This is a genomic window from Aliivibrio friggae (assembly GCF_057368515.1).
In genome coordinates this window covers 2,840,686-2,863,810 of sequence record NZ_CM170648.1, presented here as the reverse complement: position 1 = coordinate 2,863,810, position 23,125 = coordinate 2,840,686, and the positions used below count along the sequence as shown (strand labels likewise).

21 protein-coding genes are annotated in these 23,125 nt (G+C 38.6%); 5 read left to right on the top strand and 16 right to left on the bottom strand.

The window, feature by feature from the left end:
* Positions 1–95: 95 nt before the first annotated feature.
* A complete protein-coding gene (locus tag AC2INI_RS13275) occupies positions 96–977 on the top strand; it encodes an SPOR domain-containing protein (protein ID WP_486305018.1) in 882 nt (293 codons plus the stop codon).
* Positions 961–1,224, top strand: a complete 264-nt coding sequence (locus tag AC2INI_RS13270; RefSeq protein WP_151655712.1) for a hypothetical protein — start codon at positions 961–963, stop codon at positions 1,222–1,224. The genes AC2INI_RS13275 and AC2INI_RS13270 overlap by 17 nt, the downstream gene beginning before the upstream one ends.
* 69 nt (positions 1,225–1,293) lie before the next feature.
* On the opposite strand, the gene AC2INI_RS13265 is transcribed toward AC2INI_RS13270, so the two are convergent.
* The 16 genes from AC2INI_RS13265 to AC2INI_RS13190 form a co-directional block, all read right to left on the bottom strand.
* The gene (locus AC2INI_RS13265; protein WP_486305017.1) at positions 1,294–3,216 is read right to left on the bottom strand and encodes a BglG family transcription antiterminator; all 1,923 of its coding nucleotides are present in this window, start codon (positions 3,214–3,216) and stop codon (positions 1,294–1,296) included.
* 191 nt (positions 3,217–3,407) lie between these two features.
* Positions 3,408–4,148 carry a 2-dehydro-3-deoxy-phosphogluconate aldolase gene (gene dagF, locus AC2INI_RS13260; RefSeq protein WP_486305016.1) on the bottom strand — a complete coding sequence of 247 codons (741 nt, stop codon included), beginning with the start codon at positions 4,146–4,148 and terminating at the stop codon, positions 3,408–3,410.
* Between the two features lie 12 nt (positions 4,149–4,160).
* Positions 4,161–5,264 carry a DgaE family pyridoxal phosphate-dependent ammonia lyase gene (locus AC2INI_RS13255; RefSeq protein WP_486305015.1) on the bottom strand — a complete coding sequence of 368 codons (1,104 nt, stop codon included), beginning with the start codon at positions 5,262–5,264 and terminating at the stop codon, positions 4,161–4,163.
* Positions 5,248–6,384 carry an amidohydrolase/deacetylase family metallohydrolase gene (locus AC2INI_RS13250; RefSeq protein WP_486305014.1) on the bottom strand — a complete coding sequence of 379 codons (1,137 nt, stop codon included), beginning with the start codon at positions 6,382–6,384 and terminating at the stop codon, positions 5,248–5,250. The genes AC2INI_RS13255 and AC2INI_RS13250 overlap by 17 nt, the downstream gene beginning before the upstream one ends.
* A gap of 60 nt (positions 6,385–6,444) precedes the next feature.
* Entirely contained in the window at positions 6,445–7,095 is a 651-nt protein-coding gene (locus tag AC2INI_RS13245; protein ID WP_060994043.1) for a DUF4310 family protein, read from the bottom strand.
* Between the two features lie 14 nt (positions 7,096–7,109).
* A complete protein-coding gene (locus tag AC2INI_RS13240; RefSeq protein ID WP_060994042.1) occupies positions 7,110–7,889 on the bottom strand; it encodes a DUF4311 domain-containing protein in 780 nt (259 codons plus the stop codon).
* A 61-nt stretch (positions 7,890–7,950) separates the two neighbouring features.
* Positions 7,951–8,247, bottom strand: a complete 297-nt coding sequence (locus tag AC2INI_RS13235; protein ID WP_061005512.1) for a DUF4312 family protein — start codon at positions 8,245–8,247, stop codon at positions 7,951–7,953.
* A gap of 1 nt (position 8,248) precedes the next feature.
* Complete coding sequence (locus AC2INI_RS13230; protein ID WP_061005510.1) at positions 8,249–8,611, bottom strand: glycine-rich SFCGS family protein; 363 nt, start codon at positions 8,609–8,611, stop codon at positions 8,249–8,251.
* 1 nt (position 8,612) lies between these two features.
* Positions 8,613–8,960 (bottom strand): transcriptional regulator, encoded by a 348-nt coding sequence (locus tag AC2INI_RS13225; protein ID WP_060994039.1) that lies wholly within the window; start codon positions 8,958–8,960, stop codon positions 8,613–8,615.
* A 337-nt stretch (positions 8,961–9,297) separates the two neighbouring features.
* Positions 9,298–11,058, bottom strand: coding sequence for a hypothetical protein (locus tag AC2INI_RS13220; protein WP_486305013.1), 1,761 nt, complete (start codon positions 11,056–11,058; stop codon positions 9,298–9,300).
* Positions 11,059–11,339: 281 nt separating this feature from the next.
* A complete protein-coding gene (locus AC2INI_RS13215; RefSeq protein WP_486305012.1) occupies positions 11,340–13,550 on the bottom strand; it encodes a hypothetical protein in 2,211 nt (736 codons plus the stop codon).
* A 24-nt stretch (positions 13,551–13,574) separates the two neighbouring features.
* On the bottom strand, positions 13,575–15,071 hold the full coding sequence (locus AC2INI_RS13210; RefSeq protein ID WP_486305011.1) for a hypothetical protein: 1,497 nt from the start codon (positions 15,069–15,071) through the stop codon (positions 13,575–13,577).
* A 163-nt stretch (positions 15,072–15,234) separates the two neighbouring features.
* Positions 15,235–15,801 (bottom strand): ECF-type sigma factor, encoded by a 567-nt coding sequence (locus tag AC2INI_RS13205; protein WP_486305010.1) that lies wholly within the window; start codon positions 15,799–15,801, stop codon positions 15,235–15,237.
* Positions 15,801–17,228 carry a chromosome partitioning protein ParA gene (locus tag AC2INI_RS13200; RefSeq protein ID WP_486305736.1) on the bottom strand — a complete coding sequence of 476 codons (1,428 nt, stop codon included), beginning with the start codon at positions 17,226–17,228 and terminating at the stop codon, positions 15,801–15,803. The genes AC2INI_RS13205 and AC2INI_RS13200 overlap by 1 nt, the downstream gene beginning before the upstream one ends.
* A gap of 12 nt (positions 17,229–17,240) precedes the next feature.
* Complete coding sequence (locus AC2INI_RS13195) at positions 17,241–18,581, bottom strand: serine/threonine-protein kinase (RefSeq protein ID WP_486305009.1); 1,341 nt, start codon at positions 18,579–18,581, stop codon at positions 17,241–17,243.
* A 24-nt stretch (positions 18,582–18,605) separates the two neighbouring features.
* Positions 18,606–19,169: an outer membrane beta-barrel protein gene (locus AC2INI_RS13190; RefSeq protein WP_486305008.1), complete on the bottom strand. Its 564-nt coding sequence runs from the start codon at positions 19,167–19,169 to the stop codon at positions 18,606–18,608.
* A gap of 238 nt (positions 19,170–19,407) precedes the next feature.
* Between AC2INI_RS13190 and AC2INI_RS13185 the strand changes: the two genes are divergently transcribed.
* From AC2INI_RS13185 to AC2INI_RS13175, 3 genes are all read left to right on the top strand, one after another.
* Entirely contained in the window at positions 19,408–19,998 is a 591-nt protein-coding gene (locus AC2INI_RS13185) for a hypothetical protein (RefSeq protein WP_486305007.1), read from the top strand.
* A gap of 524 nt (positions 19,999–20,522) precedes the next feature.
* Positions 20,523–22,619 carry a protein-disulfide reductase DsbD family protein gene (locus tag AC2INI_RS13180; protein ID WP_486305006.1) on the top strand — a complete coding sequence of 699 codons (2,097 nt, stop codon included), beginning with the start codon at positions 20,523–20,525 and terminating at the stop codon, positions 22,617–22,619.
* A complete protein-coding gene (locus AC2INI_RS13175) occupies positions 22,612–23,115 on the top strand; it encodes a protein disulfide oxidoreductase (protein ID WP_486305005.1) in 504 nt (167 codons plus the stop codon). The genes AC2INI_RS13180 and AC2INI_RS13175 overlap by 8 nt, the downstream gene beginning before the upstream one ends.
* Positions 23,116–23,125 lie beyond the last annotated feature (10 nt).

Here is a 23,125-nt window from a genome sequence, read left to right as displayed (position 1 = left end):
AAGCGTGATTTATAGACAAAAATACACAGTAGAATCTCAGATTTTCAACTGACTTTTTGCTAACATTAATAGATACATTTCTTTAAGGTACTTCCATGATGGCAATCGTTAAAAAAACAAATACGTTATTAATGCCGTTAATGTTATTGGCGACAATATCTCAAGCCAAGGCGGCTGATGAGTTAACTCAGTATCTTGAGAGTAATAATAGTGCGCTCACTTCTGTTTGTTCCACGTCGGGTTATTTACCTGATTCTTGCCCTATTGGAGAAGCACTTTGGGGTAATCAAGCCGCAAAATTGGCACAAGGTGAGAGTGAGTTTTGGATCCAATGTGGTGTATTTAGTAAACCACTTGGTGCTGATAAGGTGAGCCGAATTCAATCGAAAGTTGACGCACCAATAAACATGAAAGCAGAAAGTAAAGGTAAGCGTTGTTTAATCGGCCCATATAACAATTTTTCGGTCGCTAAAAAGCAATTAAAAGCATTACAAAAGGATTTACTGTTTAGACAGTCAGCATTAAGAGAAGTCGCTCTTGCTTCGTTGCCTAAGGTGGAGTCTAAAGCTGAAAAAAGTGAATTACCTAAAATAGCCGTTGAGCCAACACCTGATCCTGTTACTATTCGCAAACAAGTCATTATTAATGGCGAACAATTTGCAGTGCCATTTGTTCAGAGTGATGATTATGGTTTTTATATGGAAGATTCCTTACCTTGGTTACGAGCAAGCTCAAAAGGTAGCCAAGAGATTTGTCAGCGTATAGATATGAATTTAGTATCAAAAGAACAATGGCAAATATTGATTGATTCCAACATCATGAAAGAAGATAAATGGCCGATATTATTACCTTATTGGGGCGCTGATGATTTAGGCCTCTTTAAAGATGGTGCAACAAGACAATTAAAAAATGCATCCATGCTCAATGTGATGTGTACGAAAAAAGCAGAGGATAAAGTCGTTGGAAATCCAATTTAAAGGTCGCTGGGACAGTAAGTCTCTGGCGGAAAATTTACAAGAAGCATTAGAGACATTAGAAGATGAGTTTGGTGTTAAAGCGCTATCAAACATAACACTGAATATTTGTTTAGAAGATGAACATAAAGAAGAGTTAGCGTTATTAAGCCCAACCGGACGAGCGCTGGATTTTTTGGTTATTAATAATCCAAAAGATGTAAATGACGGTGAGAAAGCTCCGGTGCTGGAGTTTAAGCCTCGCGGTTAATCATCTATTTCTGTTATCGATAAAAAATCCCAGACTGTCTGGGATTTTTTATTATATTAATGTACTTAATTACCAATCTTTTTTTCGATTAAACCAGCACTCTTTTGCCACATATTGAAACTCTTCATAAGATGAACAGCCTAAAATCGTATCTACAGCTTTACCATTCATAAAAGTCACAAATAAATCATAGAGACTCATTGCTTCTTCATAGTCGTCTTTATTGATAGCAAAAAGGAAAATTACATGCGCTATTTTTCCATTGCCCCAATCAACACCATGAGGTGAAATAATGGTGTATACCTTGGTCTCATTGGCTAATAACCCTAGAGAGTGAGGAATAGCGATACCTTCCCCTAAAATAGTCGATGTAATATTTTCACGCTCGATCACTGAATTATAAAACTCAGTCGGGGTGATATTGTCTTGAGTTAAGTGACTAGAGAAGGTTTTTAATAACTCTGCTTGTGTGGTTGGTTTTTCGAGTACTGAAAAATAACGATGATCAAAAAATTTATCCAGCATGTAAGGATGAGACCGATTCATCAGGATTAATTTATTTACTTGCTCTACCTGAAAACTGGTTGGTATTGGTGATACTGCGATCGTTGGTTTATTTTTTTGTGATACTTTTTCTGTAGAGATAACAAAGTCAGCATCTACTTTTGTTAACGTTTCATATTCTCTGACTGAGCCTATTTTTTGGATATCTAATTGCGGTAAAGATCTAAGTAATTGAGATTCAAGTAGGCGCATAATCGAGGTACCAGAATCACACACCAATAAAGCTCTAGGTGGTTGCTGTTCTTCTAAGGCAAAATTTCGCTCTAATCCAACCCCAATATGCATGACTAGATAACCAACCTCGCCATCAGGAATTAAATGTTTTCCCCAATGAGAAATGGCAGCAACGGTCATATCATAAGCGAGTGGGTAATAACGTTTGATATGATCGACTAATGGATTTGGAATGGTGATTTGGTATTTTACTCGTAATATCATTGTCGTGATATGACACAATAAATCACGCTTAAGTAATCCGTCGTTACGTAAATCGTAATTATAATGCTTGTTAACGTAATCCAATAAAAAATTCGTTAATTCTAACTGTTCTGTATGCTTTTCTGTGTCGATCACAGTGACCCCTGTAACTCGACGAGCTGCAATTTGAATACTTAAATAATCTATCTCTGATTGAGGTAGACGAGTTCCAAGTAAGGTTTCAATCATTTTACTCAGATCTAATGCGGCACTCTGTGCTTCACTGCTGAGTTGTGGTTGATGAACATGATGAATAATGGCATTTAATTTAAGTCGATGTAAGGTGATACCGCAATACACTAATAAATGATGTAATCCCTCATCGGTTAATCTTATGTGATTTTGATTAATTAAATGCAATAAATCTTCTCGTAAAGAAGGAAGGTTTATTTCAGGGAAAAAGTGTTCGCATACATCTACAAACGTACGATCACTGGGTTTAAATTGAAATAAGACATGAGCAATGCATGCACGAATGGCTTGTTCTTCGCCAAACAGTTTCAATCCATGGTGAGCTTTGCTGACAATCTCTAAATTATACTGCTCTAATATCTCTCTAATCTCAGCCATGTCAGCCTGCAAAGAGGTTCGGCTAACAAACCACTGGTTTGCTAAATCATCTAATTTGCATTCCTCCTCTTGAGAAAGAAGACGCATAATTAAATACACCACGCGATCTTTTGCGTTTCGCGGTGAGGTTTTCATCTTTTTTGTTTGTTTTTCAATATCAGAGAATCGTGTTTCATCGTAAATATCGAAGTGATAGCCTTTTCCGCGTTGATGCTGAATTTGAGCTCCATAAGACGCTAAAATATCGTTTAATGCAGAGATATCAGTGCGAATGGTTCGAGTTGAAATATCACAACGCTGTGCAAGCTCCTGTTGAGGAAGAGCTTCGTATCTAAGAGCTTCAAAGATGGTATTAAGGCGCGGATAAGGCAATTGAATCATAAGAAAACCGATAAAGTGAGTTGATTTTTATTAACAATAATATCAACCAGTTTTAAGTAACTAGATATCAATATTTATTGAATGTGTGATTGTTATCTTGAGTTATTTTTTTTGGTTCGAAATAAGTTCTTTTTAAGAAAATAAAAAAGCCAGAAACCTGGGGGCAGGGTTCCGGCTTTGGAGGAGCAAACTTAGTTAAGCAATTTTTTTGTCATCTCAAGTAGAGTTGTTACGTCTGCTGGACGGGTATTTCCTGTCGCTTTATCAATGATTGAGCTATAGATGTGGGGGATGATTTTGCTCACGCCTGCATCCAATGCGATTTGCATGATTTCTTCGTAGTTTTCAAGGTCAATACCGCCAGTTGGTTCTAACCAAAAGTCTTGTTCTGCACAAGCTTTGGCTACATAAGCAAACTCTTCACGGGTTTCTAATCCACCCATTGGGAAGTATTTTACTGAACTTCCGCCCATGTCTTTTAGCATTGCAATGGCTGTTTCAACAGGAACAATTGCATCTTCAGCGCGAGAGCTTAGTGGACCCGTTGAGATTTTCACCATACCAACAGTACCAGTTGGTGAGATTAAGCCATTAACGATACTTTTATCTTGTCCAGCTAGTGCTCTGCTTGTGGCTACACCCGTAAATACTTGGTTGATGTGTTGTGGTTGTACGTGCTGAGAAATAAGAGACACCATCATTGATTGGTTTGGATCACCAGCACCTAAGCCAACAGAAACGGCATTGTTGGTGACTTCACTGTATTTTTTCATGTCGCTAACCGCGGTATCAACATCTGGATAGTTTTTAGATAAAACACCAACTAAAACATGACCTTCTGCAGCGTCATAAATTTCACCAGCATTATCAACAGAGCCTGCTAATACGTTCAGGCATACACGATTTTTGTAGAAATTAGCTTTTAAACTCATGGGATGTCTCTCTTAAAATAATGCGTTAATTTTTAGGAAAATAGTATTAAGTTGAGTTGCATTAACACTGCGAACGTCAATTTCGATAATGCCTTCGTTGGCTTTGTAACCGCGGCAGTAGATCGCTGGGTTACCGTTATTTAATCGTTTAACAATATCTGTGGTGGTGGTACTTAAAATATCATGGTCAAATGCGATTTCTGCTCTTGCAATATCACGACCTGCGCTGTCCCATACCACACGAGATTTAACGCCGTTAATGGTATTGATATCAAAGATGAATTTTTCCATCTTAGTGACCATCTCTTGGCCTGTTTCTTTTTCAATTGTCAGGTAATCAGTAATGGCATGGGTTAAGCCTAGAATGCCTTCTTTACCGACTTTCATTGCTCGACCAATACCTTGAGATTGTTTTCGTACCCAATCTACATATTGCGTTTTACCAACAACTAAGCCACTTGTCGGGCCTTCAATTGCTTTAGCGCCACTGTAAATGACTAAATCAGCCCCCATTGCAAAATAGCCGTGTAAATCCTCTTCAGCGGCAGCATCAACAATTAATGGCAAGTTATGCTTTTGTGCGACAACAACGGCTTGTTCAACGGTTAAAATACTTTTTTGAACACAATGGTGAGACTTTATATATAAAATAGCTGCGGTATTCTTTGTGATTGCTGCTTCGAGCTGCTCAGCGGAACATTCGTTAGCGTAACCTGCTTCTTTAATTGTTCCGCCACCTAATGTCACCATGGTGCCGACTGGCGCGCCAAAATTTACATTGTGACCTTTTGGAAGAACAATTTCAGAAGGTACATCATGGGCGTGCGCATGTAAGTTTTCTAATCGATATTGGCTGTCTTTCACAATCACAGCAGCAACAGATTGAGCGATGCCCGCAGAGGCACAAGAAACAACGACTGCCGCGTCGACATTAAGAATATTTGCAATATATTCACCGGTTTTTATCACCAGATCTTTCATATCAAAATATTGGCCAAGGCCTTCTTTCACTGCATTAACAACGTCTTCGTTTGGCGTTGATACCCCTAATGCAGTCATTCGACCTGACGCATTAATTACTTCAGTAAGACCGTACTTTTCATGCATTAAAGACATTGGCTTGTTCTCCGTGTTGTGTTGCAATTAGTTTGCCTGCAACAATGCTGGCTAAAGGTAAAAATGACTCAGTTCCTTGGCGAAACCCTTGTTCTGAATCCTCAAAGGTGCAGGCTTCATTGAGAACATTAAAAATCGTTATATCTGCGTCTTTTCCTACTTTTAATGTGCCTTTTGTGTCCATTTTTAGAGCATTGGCCGCATTAATGGTGACACATTCGATCACTTTCTCCATTGGTAAGCCAATAGTTAAAAACTTAGACATAATGTGAGATAAGCTACGTACAGGGCCTGAAATTCTATTTTTACAATAAATATCAGAGCTAATGGTGTCAGGATAAATCCCTTTTTTAATCGCTTGTTCAGCTACATCAAAACTGAAGCTTGCACCGCCATGGCCTACATCCAAAATAACGCCACGCTTAATGGCTTTTTTCATCGACTCTTTTAACTCACCATCAGGAGTTAAGATTCGGTTTGGTTTACCGTTATAACAGTGTGTAATGATGTCGCCTTTTGTTAGTAGCCCGGCAATATCATCTAAATTTGGTGGATTATTCCCAACATGTACCATTAAAGGTAAGTTGTTATTTTGAGCCTGCATTTCTTTGGCTCTAATCAATGGTGCTAATCCATTATTTTTTACAACGCTGCCACTCATTCTTGCTTTAATGCCAACGACAAAATCAGAATGCTTAGTAATGGCAGTTTTTGCAGCATCTAAGTTAATGTCGCTCATATCAGCCAGTTCATCCTGTCGTAATAAGCCAATACGAGAGATATTTAAAATACTGTATACATTCGTGGTACTTTTTTGAGCTAAACGATAAAAATCATCTACGTCATCAGCACCAACACTGCCAGCATCAACCACGGTAGTAACGCCATGATTAACACCAATTAAATCTGGTTCGTCGTTGTAGATTGGAGATGACGGATAGCAATGAGTGTGTAAATCAATCCAACCAGCACTAAGGTAGTGTAAACCCTGTAAATCTATTGCTTTTGTCGCTACTTCGTTGATATTAGAGCCAAGTTCAGCGATTTTCCCATTTAGAATAGCGACATCAACAATGTCACCATTTGTCAGTTTTCCGTTTTTTATCAGTAAGTCATACATAATTCTTACCTGTATTACGTAATGCTCTCTCTTATTGAAAGAGCATTAATGTGGAGAGAGTTAGCCAATAGCGACTGGGAATAGAGAACCAAATACCATTGCACCGATAATTGCGCCGCCAGTAATTGGTTTTTGCCATTGATAGAATGCAAGCGCACCAATTAATGAACCGATACCAATTGGAATTGACGCGGCAATTGCAGACAGAACAATCAGTGGGCCTAAGAATCGACCTGATGAATTACCAGCACCCATCATGACGTCAGCGCCATAAGTTGAGTTACTTTGACCAATGGTATATTTACGAGCCAAGATAATGATGTAGCCAATCGCTAAGCCTAGTAAGAAACCGACAATCAATGAAGCGACGAAGTTTTCTAATGGGTAAACAATACCAGCACCAAGTAGCAGGGCTGGAACACCTAAACCAACACCCGTTTGAACCGCACCACCTATATCTAAAATACCAACCAGTGAACCTTCAATGATTCGAGCAAACAGGAAGCTTGCACCAAAGGCTGCTACTGCACCATATACACCACTGTCCATTCCAGCGCGTAACATCGATACGAATGCCACTTCATTAAATGCGCCAATGCCGTATAAATAGTACATGTGTGTACCAGCAAACACGCCTGAAGACAGCAGACCTACGAAGAAAGGAAAAGACCAATCTGCGTACCAAAAGTTATTCTTTAATTTGTCATCCATTTTCAACTCCAGACTTACTGATTGCCGCTAAGGGTGGTATGAACATTCTCTAACCAAGTAGGAACGGTGAGTCTGAAAGACTCGATAAGCTCAATGTCGAATCCACGGAAGAAGGCACTCATAACAAACAGAGTGATAACCGCTGCCAGCATAATTTTGGTTACTTTATTCCATCCACCATCTTCAACGCCTTTACCGATTAAGATGCCAAGAACAAGGCCAGGTACAGCGTTACCCATGATCATTTGAGCAAGACCACCAAAAATAGTTGCCCAAAAACCAGAGCGACGACCTGCTTCGATAGCGGCTAACCAGAAGATAACTGGCATCGCAATGTTTACGAGTAGGTTGGCTGCTGGAACCAGTACTTTCACTGCGGTAATTTGTAGACTTTCAGGAACAGCAGATGCTGTTGAGTTTAAAAATGCCACGACAATCATGCCGATGATGCCACACGCAATACCCATTTTTTTCGGGTCATGCATTGTCTCTGCAACATTTTTATTTTTAAACATTAGAGCCGCAGCACCCCAGTGAGGGATGATTCGATGGTCAACATCTTGAGTGAAGGCACCCGCTGCAACAGAAGACGCCCATGCGTTAAAGAAGAAGCCAAGGCCAAAAGAAAAGTGAGATGCAGGATCGCCTTCACAAGAGTTAAGTTCACCAAGAGTACGGAATGCACCCATACCTTGAACGGTTGGAGCGTGGAACATACGAGCGGCACCCACACCGACGCCTACGCCCACTAAAGCCCCTATTATTAGAGACTTCATTAATATAATTAAGAACATCTATATATACCTTCCATTTATATACTTAAATAATTTTTTACTATTTAAAGCGAATAGGTGTTTATATTGATTTAAAATCCAGCTGGTCAATATTAATAATGGTGACATTAACAGTGACATCTAACGTTACTGAATACGTGGCTTTATTTCGTGGTAAAAAGAAAAACATAAACTTTTCTATTCTTTCTTTTTTGTCCGCAGTAATTAATTTCACATCAACAGGTTCTATACGTAAAATAACTTGTTCATTATCTTTAAGAATTGTTTTTTGAATATTATTTAATGCGGCACTGAAAGCTGATTGTTTTGTATTTCCATCACCACTAACTGTTACAGTTGTTGTAATAGATTCTTTCATATTAGCTTCTGTATTTTTTAACGAATGCTTCAACCAATTTTTGGCCAAGTTCTTCTTTATCCATGAAGCCAAAACCTAAAACGTTGTAGCCTTCATTGATAGCGGTCACGCCTTCTTCAACAGAACGCATACCATATTTTGCTTTGTAACCGTATTTGTTTTGAGCTGTGATTGCACCAGCGCCGCCGCTGCCACAGAAAGAGATACCGAAGTCTGCTTGTTCTTGGTTCATGATGTCACCAAGTTTCATGTCTGCAGCCATTCCTGGGATCACAGTGACAATGCCACCCGCCGCTTCAACACCTAAACCTACTTTTTGCCCTTTACCTAAACGGTCGCCAATCACTACTGTTATATTTGTCATGTTATGCTCCAAATTCTTCGGTTAATTCGTTTTCTTTTGCCACTTCAAAGTGAACAGATAATAAATAAGATTCTTCGTACGCTAATGTTGGAAATAAATTAACCACATCTTCTGCTAATTTGTGTGATGATTTTGAGATTTCATCAAACATGTCAATTTCAACTTCTGGTAATGGTTCATGAGTATGAGATCTAATTACCATTGCTTTTAAATGAGAATAAAGCATTTGTTTTTGAACACTGTCTGGAAATATTTTCTCAGCTCTTAAAATAGAAATTACTTTATTGAACGTTGAATCTACTTCTTCAGTGAATAACTCTTCATTAATTTCTAGAGTAGGACTATCCACGTTTGTTGTTCCCTCTACATAATAAGTTTTAATGTTTAACTTGATGGTTTAATAATATAAGTGGAAAGAAAAAGTGAACAGGGAGAGTTTTTCCACTTTGAAGTGGAAATAGGAAGGCGTTGGTGGGATGAGTTCAAAGTTTTAAATTTATTCACTTATTTATTATAGGGTTATGAACTGGAAATCGCAGTAATGGAAAGTGGAAGCTAAATTGAGAGTGATGAGTTTTGTGATTTTGGTTGGATTTTTTGTTGGAGTTGGAAGTGAGGGTTTCAGGTCGTAGATAAAAGAAACCCCGCGACGCGGGGTTTTATTTAAACTATGTTAAGGGAAATAATTAGTTAATTTTTTTCATTGTGATGGTCGATTTCTTAGTGCCATCTAAATTTAGAGTATCACGAATCAACAAGCCTTTATCCCAGTTTGCGCCAGCAGGGATATAAGTGAAGCGGTTGATTTTGATGTCATCAGGCTCTTCAGCAGAGTCTTTATCATTCCAACGAACAGTGCTGTTTAGTTGATCAAGCGTTGCTTTTGAGTCGCCAGCAGCATTTGTACCAAACCACCATAAATCTTTAGGTAGCTCGTTATATGAGTTGGTTTCATCTAAGTCCTCAGAAATACTACCATTGCCATTACATTCTTCACCTGTCATCGTTAAGCCAGTTGCAGTGAATGTCATCTGAGCAACAGCAACATCGTTGCCACATAATTCACGAGCTTCCCATGTGCCAATGAAATTAACATAACGATCTTGGCCTACTGCTTCTACTGGGTATAGGAAAGAAATGCTTTCACTAATGCGGCCTTTATGCTCCCCATCTAGGTATTCTTTTTGAGTTGTATTTGTGTAGACATCTGTAATTGGGTCATAAGAGCCTGAGATGGTTTCTTTTTGCATAGCAGAACCATCTTGTTCATCTGAATCGTCTCTTTCAAGAACTCTAAATTTACTTAGCGCTTGTTCTGTACAGTCTTTATTGGCCATACACTCAAATGCTCCACCCATTTCTTCCATTTCAGCCCATGATTCAGTTTCATCTGATGTTTGTTCTTTGATTGGGTTTATGAATGAATATTGAAATTTGCTCTCTTGGTTGAAAAAGTAGTCATACTTATCATGGTTTGGTGTTATTCCTTCGCCATCACATGTACGTTTGTCGTTTCCGTTTTCATCTTCTTCGATATTGAAAGTACCGTTATCATCTAAGCAAGTTAAATAATCCGCAACATATCCACCACTAATTGATGAATCATTACTTCCTTTGCGCACAATTAAATTATTATCAGCTAAGGTAAAAGTCATGCTTGATGTTTGCTCAAACAAATCGCGAGGGTTACCCTCTCGATCTGTTAAAGTGCGGTCAACATTAATAACAAGATCGAATTCAGGGTTATTGTTTCCAGTATAAGGGGCATTGCGTATACGTTGCGTTGAATCTCTCGATACAAATGTCCAGTTTGAACCACGAGACCAATGAGATAGGTTAACAGCAGAACCACGCTCAATATTTGCTAATGATGCTTCCATGTGTGTTGTGGCATCTTTTTCTGTTATTAATGCTCCTTTACCTAAAGCAGTTGCAATCTCTTGGAGAGAGCCTTCATCATCAAGCATTGCTATTTTTAATTTATCAGCGGCAGCAGCGAAATCTGTAGGTAACGTTATTTCAGTAATCAGTTCTGCTTGCCCTGAGTTAATTAAAGTACTTGTCCCTTCATCAATTGTCAGCAGCAATCTTGCTAGGTTTACTGCGCGTTGATGTGTGCCTGCTGCTTCAAATGGGGTTGTGATGTGACGACCAGAAACTGAACCAACAAATAAACCGTCTTGACCACCAAGGTAGAAAGACACTTCAGGATTACTAGGATCAATAGTGTAGCCACCAGTTTCATCTGTTTGCCCAATAGTTCCACCAGAAACGTAATCTAATCCAATAACCTTAGCATCAATAAATTCGCCTTTTGTTGGTACAGCAATGCTTGGCTTTTGAGCTTTAGCTGTTGTATTTGAGTTATCTGATGAACCACCATCTGAGCCGCCACAACCCATTAACGCGAATGCCACTGACGCTGCAAGTAAACTAATTTTTTTCATTTTCAAGGATCCTTTTTGAAACGAGAACTAGCCAATTCTCATTTTTTAATAATGTGATTGTATAAAGTAAGCCAATGATTGGCTTTTATTTATGCGCGTTTTTACGCTTAATAACATCTGCTTTCAAGATACGAAAAATAGGGAAAAAACCGTAAAATTTTATTATTATTTTAAATAAAGAGTTTATTTTTTTATGGGATGAGAAAGGAATTAAAGACGTAAAGCAAACCCCGATATTGCATCGGGGTTTTGTTATGTTACAGCAATGAAGTGAGTGTGGGTTAATCTCTTAAGTGATTAAAACTAAAAGAGATGTCTTCATATTTTGCCACGTATGGAGTCCTTACTTCACCATACAATGTATGAATGGCCGAAGAGAGTCGTGATTGGCTTGAAAAATCTACATGACAATCGCCCCCTTTATCCTCATATGTAGTCTCTAAATCCCACATCATCGGATTACCCGCAATGGAATAGTCAGCAGTAAATGAATAGATACTGGTCGCTTGGACGCATTTCATATTATGTAAAATTAAATTAGCGTCGGCATTGCCCGTTTCGCCAGCTGGTACTCTAGAGGGAATAGAGGCCGTCACGCTTAATTGCTGTGGTTGATTATCATCACCTAAAAAACTCACCTTACTTGTAATGTCTGTATCGAGTGATTGCGAGAGCACCGAATTAATGATTACAGTTGATGAATATCCTGTATTGAGGCTATACATACTTTCATCTTCCATGCTTTCGCTGTTATGCATAAGTAAATGCGTCTTACCATCAATGGTTATCTCTTGGGCTTGATAAGTTATTGTCATAAATTCACCATCCTCTTCTAACTCAAAAGTAAGACGGTTTGAGATAGGATCTCGCTTATATTGACCATAATTCTCAAACCCATTACTTTTACTTGGGATTGTGCCTTCAGAAAAAACAGGGCATTGGCTATAACTCTCTAAGATACGAACATAAGAATACAGGCTTGTATCAATAGAATTAAAATAGCGAATTTCACACACCACACCAGCTCCAAGGTGATTTCCTGATTCACCTCTTAATGATTCTATGGGCTTGATATAAATAAAGTAATCTTCAAGGTTAGTACCGTATTCTATTTCTGGTGGTAAGTAATTTAACTTTACTTCGGGAAGAGAAAAAATAGCATCAACATGCTCACCTTGTTTATCGATTCCTGAAATAATCAGCTTCTTTCCTGCTTCGGCCGCAAATAAAGGTATGCCCTCGATGGTCATTGATGAGGTGTTTTGGTCAAAAGAATCAAGGCCATGAATATCAATGTGTTTTAGTTCTACATGACTAAAGGTATCTGTGGGGTCATTAAATAATGAGCTTAACGTGAGTGTGGCGCTAAATGGCTCATTAACCGACAAATCCCACTGATTAATGGTGTTTTGCAGTTGTGCGTAATTCTCAGCATTGACACTTAGATTGTTATCATTTTGAAGAATGGTTAATTCAAATATGACGCTCGTTGTACTGACTTTTTCGTAGTTACTTTTAGGGTTATCAAGGGTACCTAAATTCAAACCAATATCATCCATAGTTAAGGTGATAAGGTGCGTTCCTCCACCAGAAACTAGGTTCGTCGATGATAATTTAAGGTTGCTACCCCATAGAATACTCGCAGTAATACCCGTCGCCGATAAAGTTGGACTATGAAGAGTGATTGGCGATGAGTTACTGTTACTACCGAGGTCGATATCGTTATTAAATAAGTTGAAAAGAGATGCTTCAAACCCATCAAAAGCCATGCCCTTTATTGGGCTTGGTAAACTTTGTTGTAAATAGGCTGCAAGACTAGGGTTTACGGTTATGGGGGCATTACATACTCGCTCTCCTTTGGCCGTTATACTTAAGGTTTGTTCTGCGATACTGCACTTAATAGGATTATTGGCTAACTGACTTGCGGTTGATGCAATAAGTAATGAGTTCTTTTCATAGGCTATTGGGTCACTGATTTTGGTCGCAGTTAAATACTCTGCGGTATCTGTTAACACATTATTTTTGTCATTGATAAAGTGAGAGAAAAGTTCACTATTTTCTGTGTTAGCGCTAATGATTCCTAGCTTGGATTCAACTTTGTTTACCGCGTTGTGTTTTCGTACCGCTTCTTCTTTTATTACTCTCGCCGACAATCTCTCTTTATTCATCTCAATCACAACTAAATCAGTAAGTGATGAGATGATTTTTTCATTGTTAGGGGTACGTAAAACCAATGCATTATCTTGTGATTTAACCGCGAGATCTCCCGTTAGTTTGGTTCTTGGTGGTAAACGAAATTTACCTTTCATGTCTGTTGTGGTTAGCGTTGGTTCTGAATCCGTGTTTTGCACGCCGTCATGGTTTATATCATCAAAAATAATTGCGTTTGGCATTGCTGGTACGGTTTGATGTGCAGTATCAAGTAAGACATCATCGTTACATCCTATTAAGGAGAAAAGAATAGTAACGGTAAGAATGTATTTTTTTATCATATGGATCTCTGTTATTTATTAGTATTATTTGTTTGGGTCGTGATAGATCAAATTTAATTTAAGTTCTTCCACCATGTGAGCGTATTCGACCTTTGGTTTGAGAACGTAGCTGTACACCTCTCCTTCAATAAATTCATGGTAGTCGTCGTAATCTAAATCGAGATAAGCAAAGGTTTTATTAATGTCTGTGTTGGTTCTCATTTCACATTCAATCGGACTGCCATTGTGGTCATCTAAGGATGTGGAAATTATCTCACTGAATACACCTTGACCTCCCATTATCGAGCTTTGATAAAAATAAGTGATGTCCTCACACTTCATATTATGAGTTTGAGAATTAATATTTAGATCAGAGTCTGTCTGATAATAGAGTGAATCAATTTTCCTATTATCAAAAATGTAAATTCCTGCTGTTACTGGTAAATAAGTGTATTTATTTTGTATGGTTGTATCCTTGTTACTCCGTATAGGTAAGAGATATTCAAATTTTTCCATTTGATATTGTTCTTTTCCGGTAGTGATGTTTAAGCGACTCTCCATTGCTGTTTTATCTTTTAATAGTGTATATGTTTCAACATGTTTACCACTGGATACAGTGGTTAAGTGACTTTCTCCTTTGCCTTTTTTTGAAAGGTATGAATGCTTGATATCCCAAGTTAGATTGTTATCAAATACAGAGCGATTGCTGAACACTACTAAGGTTTTGTCTTCTAAATGGTAGCTGCCAATTTGTTGCAATTGTTCGTCATTAGGGCAGGTTTGCTTTGTTGTACTTTTGGCATAATAGGCTTGATTTTCGCTAAACTTAAACGCTTCACAATAAACCGTTTCATACTCAAACCCTTCATCTAAAAAGAAGTAACTACTTTCTAATCGGTACCATATTTGATCCAAAAGAGGATGCCTCTTTTCTGCTATTGGGGCGCCATTGAGGATAGGAAGCTCGAAAGTAGCATGTACCCAAGCTTCTTCACTTTCACCATGTTGATCGTCTCTGGCAGAGATAGTGAAGACGCTTGGGTGCTCGCTTGGTTTTGGTATACCGGTAATGCGTAGAGCCCCTCTGTTTTTTAGGCTTAAACCTTCAGAGAAAAAATTCACGCGAGTAGTAATAAAGTCCCTCTCAGGGTCGACAAATAATCCGTTAAAATTAAAGACATAATTTACAGGTGTTGATTGAGCAAATTCCCAGTTGTTTAGGTGCTCTTGAAGGCGTTGTTGTGTATCACTATTTATGCTGGGTCTTTGGTTTTCTTGTGATAAATCCAATTTGTTTTTTAACGGTGTTGAGGCTGTGATTAATGAATGACTATGATTTGAAACCAAGATGGGTAATGGATGGTCACTATTTTTTTTATTTGTAGAAGAGACTATCGGCAGTGGCGCCAATACTTGCTGTGTTTTATTTTTCGACGTTACTTTATTTGATCTAGAATCGGTTTGGCCTACTGTAGGCCAAGCTGAATTTTGATTGTTATTGCTTTGATTTATATCGTTTTTATGCGTTACACTACTTTCCATTTTCTCCGTTTTTGAAAAGGGCACCATATAAAAAAAATAGCCACTTGTGAGTGAAATAATAGTCAATGAAACGCATGAGAAGGAAGATAATGAAAAAGGAAGGTTCATTTTGAAGACCTAAAAATAATACATGCAATAAGATAAAAAAGAAGAATAATGAGCATTACGCCATTCTTGATTGCAACCAGCAGCGAGAGAACTTGAGGTCCTTTTCAATCAGACTGGCGCTGCATTCTAAAAGGGTACAAATTTCTTTGTTTTGTAAACCCATCAAATATTTAAGTTTGATTACGTTTGATTGGCGAGGGTATCGAATACTGAAATTATCGAGCACCTTATCCATGATGACAAACAGCTCAAATCGGTCACTATCTTGCTCTATATTGGTGAGTTGTTGGCGCTTTTTTGCCTGTAAAGCGCGCGCGTTATCGATCAATATTTGACGCATGATTTTAGCGACCATGAGAAAAAACTCACGTTGTGAGCTTATGTCTTCTAGATCAAAGTTGGATAATTTAATATAAGCATCATGAATTAAGGCAGTTGTGCTGTTCATGCTGTCACTAATAACATTATTACTCTCACCATATTTTTTGGCACTACGCTGGCGCTCTTCCTTGGCGATGCGGCGCAAATGTAGATAAGCAAATTGATATAGTTGGTTTTCTGCTTCTTTATTACCTGATTGCCATTGATGAATTATTAGGGTTAATCCAGATGAACTTGTCATTATATTTGTCCTGTTATTTTTCTAAACTCTGAGATTCGGAAGGTATTCATATCTTCTGTTCCGTTAGGGTATCTATGTTTCTCTTGTTGGTAGCGATAGAGTAGACCTTGGTCCCAGGTTGATCCGGCAGGAAGGTATTCCCAAGAGGTATATTGAGGTTTTTTTCCTTTTTCATGCCAACGAACAAGTAAATTCATTTGCTCTAATTCAGCATAAGGTGTCGGATTTTGCACCCACCACATATCTCCATACAGTTTAGTTACATCATTCATGTATGAGGCCCTGCTAGTGGGGCAAATATCTTTTTTCGACGGCGTAGCAAATATTTTTTTATCTTCAATGAGTAGGCAAGATTGTGTTATCTGTACCCCTTCGTATTGGGTTTGCTGCCAGATACCTTCAAAGGCGATGCTGCTTCCTTTTTTCTTTTCATAAACAAAACCAAATGACTCACCTCTATTAAGGTATTGAATATGTTCGTTCTTCCCCAAGCCTTGTGTTTTGTTCATGAATAGTTGAGTTTCAGGATCAAAGTTCATGGCGATAGAGCGGTATTTCCAACTGTCGTCGTCTTTACGATTTTCTACATTAAAACCATTAAGATCATTACGAGTACAACCAGATGAAGCGCAATCAATCAGTCCTCCCCAGCCGAAGGCTTTTTTTATTGGAATTTGGTCATGGGTTAAGGCCTTTTCTTTTATTAATTGGCAGCCTTTAAAGTAATCACCAATACTTGGATATTGTGTTAGGTAGTCTTCCCCAATGGAGTATTCAATTCTCCCTAGTGGGGGAGAATATTTAGGGTGATCTTTGTATTTTAAGTCGTAATAGCAACGACGCCCTTTCCAGTCTTGTTTTTGAATATAAATAGCAATTAAACGCTTATTTAAAGGGCGGTAAATAATCTCATTAGAAGTGAAGTTTTTTTCAATGTACTGTTGGCTTTGATTGAGGTGCTCTACCGCGTCTTCTATGGACACTAATTCTAAATTTAATTGTTGTGCAGATTGGTCAAGCGTGGATAGGTCAATATTTTTTAATTGTTGTTGAAACACGGTATCGGATAAAGCGCGGCTAGCTAAAATTATCTCGTCACGGTTATTTGGTGTGCTGTCTAATGAAAGTAATAAGCGTGTAAGATTAATGCTTTTACTTGGTGTAGTGCTAGCTAGAGTTGGAGTTATCACCTCTTGAGCAGACATCGTACTAATCAAATAGCCAGAATTGTCTTTACCAAGGAAAAAATGCACCACATCACCAGAGCGATAATCAAAGGCTCCTTTGTTGGTAACACCTGAGAGGTTTGAGCTGGTTTCGTAATATAGCCCTGTAACGGGAGAATCAATAAAAAAGCCCGTTTTTACTTCGGAATTAGCATGACTAATGGTCGTGATACTTAATAGTATAAATGGAATCCATTTCATTTTTTTCATGATTTATTCTTCTAAATATGATGCATTATTGGTAGTGATTTGGTTTTCTTCTGTAGCTCTTCTTGGCACAGGAGTCATCATCGCTAATAACATTTTTTGTTTGATATGGGTCGGTAAGTCGGGATTTGAGAGTATGCGGCGGCGAGTCAGTTCCAAGATGGACCCTATAGAAACCTGTGCAGATTTTGTGCCTTTCGCATGAAATAGTAAGCGAGTCACTTCATACATCATATTTTCTGCAATTTGCTTTTCTTGTGCTAATTTTTGGTTTTGTAAGACCAATACAATAGAAAAACTGAGGCTTAATACGATTAATGCGCTAGCCAATATTGATTGCAATGGTCTACGTTTTATTAAGCAGTGTAATGTATAAAATGGAGTCGACTTTTTACCGGTGATCGGTCGAGACTCTATTATTTTTGTTATTTCTTGACGCAGTTCAAGCGCAGAAATATAGCGTTCCTTTAGTTCTGCTCGCGTTGCTTTCTGTTGCACGATAAGAATGTCGGAATCAGGCATTTCATTTGGAAACAGCAAAGTTAAAATTTTACCCAACGAGTAAACGTCACTCTGTTGGGTTAAATAGTCGCCAATTTTCTGTTCTGGGCTAGCGTATTCTTTACTGTAAGCAAGTACATTTATATTACGACTATCCATCTGATGTTGAACTTTTTGCGTTAAGTTAAAATCGATCAATTTTGGTGTTTTCTGTTCATCAATTAAAATATTTTCAGGCTTTAAATCTGCATGTAATACTTGGTGCTGGTGAGCGTGTTCAATGGCTTTACAAATATGCTGAAAAAGCAGCAGTTTTTGTTTTTTCGAGGGTACTTCACTAATGAGATAGTTATCTAAAGTCGAGCCATGAATTTTTTCCATGACCACATAAACGTATTCTTTATATCGCCCGCCATCAAACACTTTGGCAATGTAAGGGTGGTTGAGGCGTGCTAATAACTGCGCCTCTTCAAAAAGCGCATGTTTACTTAATACGTTATTTAGTATTGGCTGAATGAATTTAATGGCCAATTCTTGCTCAAAGGTGTCGTCAGCACGATGCGCAGAATAAACCACTCCCATTCCGCCACGGCCCAGTTCATGGGTGAGCTTGTATTTATCAATTATTTGATGGCTAAAATCCCAATCATTAAAATCCGTTTTTTGGATAGAAAATTTAAATAGTTCAGCTACTTGTTCTGATTCTTCCTGTTCCAGAAGGGGGAGTAATTCTTGGTAGAGTGCAGGATTAGTGATTTCAAGTTGTTGTAAATAGTTTTGCTTTTGTACAGAGTTATAATCCATTAATTGATAGAAAATATCTGTTGCGGTACTACTTAGTGCCATGTGTTTTTTCTTATTATTATGGTATTAGAATGAGTAGCTCATTCCAACATAAGGACCAGCACTGGCCAATTTAATGATCTCTTCATCGATTTTTAGTGCTTTATATCCAAGGTAGGAAGAAAGGCCAGATTTGAAATCATAGCCAACTTCAATACCATATTGATAACCAGTGCTGCGATAACTAATTGTTGTGTCATAGGTTTGAAAATTAGAGTTTATTTTCCCTATTCCTAATAATACCGCTGAATAAAGTTGTGTATTTGAATTAACAAATTTAGGTTTTATATTTACAAAAGTGGCCGATCCTTCGTAGAGCACTAGATTTGAATAATTGCTTTGTCCTAGTTGTCGATATTCAGCTTCAATACCTAAGTTTATTAATTCGTGTACATTAAATAGAAAACCTAAATGAGCGTTGTAACCGATATCGGATGCTTCACTAAGAGGAGCTAAAAAACCATCTAATTTGGTTTCATTATTGACACTAAGACTGGCACCAAAGTAAAGATGACCTATGTTATTCGCATAAGTATATGTGCTTAATAATCCAATAAGGATAGTGGCTAGTCGAGAGGCTGACTTATTCATTGGGGGAATGCATATTTATAAATTTGGCGCATTCTATATGTTTAGGCCTGTAAGTCAATTTAAAGGTGGCTATATTGTATGAAAGTTGAGGGGTAGAATAACTTCTTTATTTTTAGAGTGTTACTTTCATTATTACACTCACGTAATAGTCATTTGCTTTTTACTGGGATAGTCATTTTTCAAATAAAGCTTACACTTAGTCTCATCAAATCGAGTTAATGCATAGAAGGTAATTATTATGGCTGAACACAACACTCTGCAATTTCAAGTTGGACAAACGTTTACAGATCACCCGTTTCAAGAAGGTGATGGTGCAATGCTTGAGTTGTTCCGTAATGATTTACCAAATATGCTTTATGTTGGCCTTGGTAATATCACCGCTGATGAACAAGCGGTTTTAGGTCAAACTGACGCGCAACTTAGTGTCATTACCTCTGATAATGGGGGTTGCTTGGTTGTGGTTAGTTTTGGTGATCTAGCATTTGAGATGCAATTAAACTCAGCCGCTATTCCTGAAGATTATTTCACACTGACAGAAGAGAAAGCTCTATCTGTTTCTATGATAGCGGTAGATAGTGCAACGAATTTACTCGTCGCTGTTCGAGAGTTTACACTGCCAGAAGTATTAAGCCGTCAGTTTATTGAAGTGGTTAAGGCGCAGCGTGAGTTGGGTAATGTGGATGCGGTGAATATGGAAAATATGCAGTTAATAAACTCGTTAACGCCAGAAGCTCTGCAAGAAAATATGGAGTTTCATCCCCTACAAAGTGTGATCGCTGCCCCGACTTGTGGTTGCGGTCATAACCATCGTCATGATCACTCGCATTAAATTTAAATAGGTAAACTAGGAAACTATTTAAAGGAGCGTGTGTCCTAATTGCACTCGTTCCTTATTATTTGTAGTTAACCGGTTGATGAAATCTGCGTTTCACAGACATAAATTTTTTAGATGGCCCCTCATTCTCGTATGTTGGGTTATCTTTGTCTGTGCGGCAAATAATATTGGTTTCTTGAATTCATGTTCTTTGCCGTTAACTGATTTGGAGTCTGCTTCTGTTCAGCAGGGATCAAAAGTAGAGCAAGATAAAAACGGATTAAGTGATAAATGCGAATTATCAGATCATTTAGTTCATTTTGAATTACATCAAGTTGGCGAGCATGTACTTATTGTACAGATATTTACAGTCCTCCTAGTGATAGGGTTGCTGCTATCTTTTAGTTATACCTCCCTATTTACAGAGCCAATCCTTCACAAAGGAAGGCGGCTTCATCTCAAGTTATGTGTCTTTAGAGAATAAATAATCGAATGTTTTATCGACATTCGACGTATATTTATTTTTAAAGGAAACACACATGCAAAAATCAGCAATGACAGCGCGTATAGTCTTATTTGGGCTATTCGCGGTATTGTGCAGCGTATTTATATCTGTTGCCCATGCAGAAACGCCAAATACTGGATGGATTAAAAACCCCAACCACACCCCAATCGAAACGCGTTTTGTTCTTACTGGACAAATCAATAAAGTTGATCAAACCGTTGCCGGATTCTTAGAAGTTCGTCTTGCCGGTGATTGGAAAACCTATTGGAGAAGCCCTGGAGAAGGGGGAATTGCCCCGAGCATGACGTGGGAGGATTCTCAAAACATTCGCAGTATCGATTGGTATTGGCCATATCCGAAACGCTTCGATTTACTTGGTATTGAAACCTTAGGCTATAAGGGAAGTGTTATTTTTCCTATGACACTTCATATTGATGATCTCAATAAGCCTGTTACCTTTAAGGCTGATCTCACCTTGTCATCTTGTACCACTATCTGCGTACTGACTGACTATCCATTTGAACTTACGTTCACTCCTACCGATCTAACGCTTTCCAAAGAAGCGATGCATGTTTATGCCCAAGGGTTAAGTCAGGTTCCAAAGGAATCGGCATTGATCAGTGATGTGAAAGCGGTGTGGGATGCCACAAAAATGCAGCTTCAGGTGACAGCAACCAAAAAAATGGGGTGGATAGCGCCCGATGTATTGGTTGATGGTCCTTCCGATGAGATGCAGGACGATAACTTTTCTCGTCCAAAGATTGATGTGGATGGTGATGATATCACCGCAACATTCGATGTCAGCAGTTGGATGGGAACTCCTAATCTAATCGGTGAAAATATCAGTGTTACCTTAAAAGATAAGGCGTTTATTGCTGAGCAACCCGCAAGTATTCGTGATGGAATGATCGCAAGCAGTATGCAATCTATTGTACAAATGGTCCTGTTTGCTTTATTTGGTGGTTTTATTTTAAATATCATGCCATGTGTTTTCCCTGTACTGGGTATGAAATTAAGTAGTGTTATCTCTGCCCAAGGCCTTGAGAAAAAACAGATTAAATTGCAGTTTTTAGCCTCTGCAAGTGGGATTATTTTTTCGTTTTGGCTTCTTGCTTCTTTCTTAGTGGTGCTTAAGTTATCGGGTAATGCAATTGGATGGGGGATTCAATTTCAGAGTGCGTGGTTTATTGGGGCAATGACACTCATTACCGTGTTGTTTGGTGCCAATATGCTGAGCTTATTTGAAATCCGATTATCATCAAACACCAACACTTGGATCGCATCAAAAGGGAACAACTCTTACTTTGGTCACTTCATTCAAGGTATGTTTGCCACCTTACTTGCCACGCCTTGCTCCGCTCCTTTCTTAGGAACTGCGGTTGCTTTTGCTTTAGCGACAAATATCCCAACCATGTACGGCATTTTTACTGCGTTAGCGCTTGGTATGGCCTTACCGTGGATATTGGTTGCGATCTTCCCATCGATTGCTCTTTCGCTACCAAAACCTGGTCCATGGATGAGTAAGGTTAAGTTTCTTTTTGGTGCGATGATGCTTATCACCAGTATTTGGTTACTGAATTTACTGTCTAATCATTTATCAGAGCTTTGGATTTATGCCATTGCAGTGATAGCAGGTGGTGCAATTTTGCTGCGAACGGTTCAAGTGCATAGTAAGAAAGCGGCGGGGTGGCTGAGTATTTTGTTTGCTATCGCATTTGGTTTTGGCACCGTGATAGACAGCATGACGTCAACGGATCTTTTACCTGCCGAGCCCAATTGGGTTCCTTTATCGAGTGAATCTATTCAGCAACATGTCGATGAAGGAAAAGTGGTCTTTGTTGATGTTACCGCCGATTGGTGTGTGACATGTAAGGCAAACAAGATTGGTGTGATGCTTCAAGAGCCGGTTTATAGCGAGTTAAACAGAGCCAATGTTGTTCCTATGGAGGGAGATTGGACGGTTCCGAATGAAGAAATTACTTCTTACCTACAAGATCATGGCCGATTTGGGGTGCCATTTAATGTGGTTTATGGCCCAGGAGCGCCAAACGGCATCGAACTTCCTGTGATTTTGAATGAAAAAGCCGTTATGGATGCGATTAAAAAAGCAGGAGGGAATAGTGATGGGTAAGAGTAAAAAAATGAAACGTTGGGGTAAAGAAGCGCTTATTTACCTGGTTATGATCATTACTCTTAGCTTTGCTGTTGATATGTGGAGAACCAAAGACATGCCTGTTAATGCAACTCCTGCAGTTGCAGGGATTAGCACTACAGGAGAGTCGATAGATGTTATTGCGATGAGCCAAGAAAAACCTGTAGTGGTCTATTTTTGGGCGACGTGGTGTGCAGCGTGTCGATTCGTAACACCAACAATTAATTGGTTCAGTGATTCTTATCAGGTTGTTGGAGTGAGTACGAGTTCTGGAGAGGATAGAAGAGTCTCCGGCTATATGAAATCCCACGAATATACCTTTAAAAATATTAATGATACGCGCGGCAATATTTCAAGAGAGTGGGGCATTAGAGTGACTCCAACGATCGTCATTATTGATAAAGGCGAGATAAAAAACATCACTACGGGGATAACAACTCCGATGGGATTACTTGCTCGCTTATGGCTTATCTAAACAAATATAT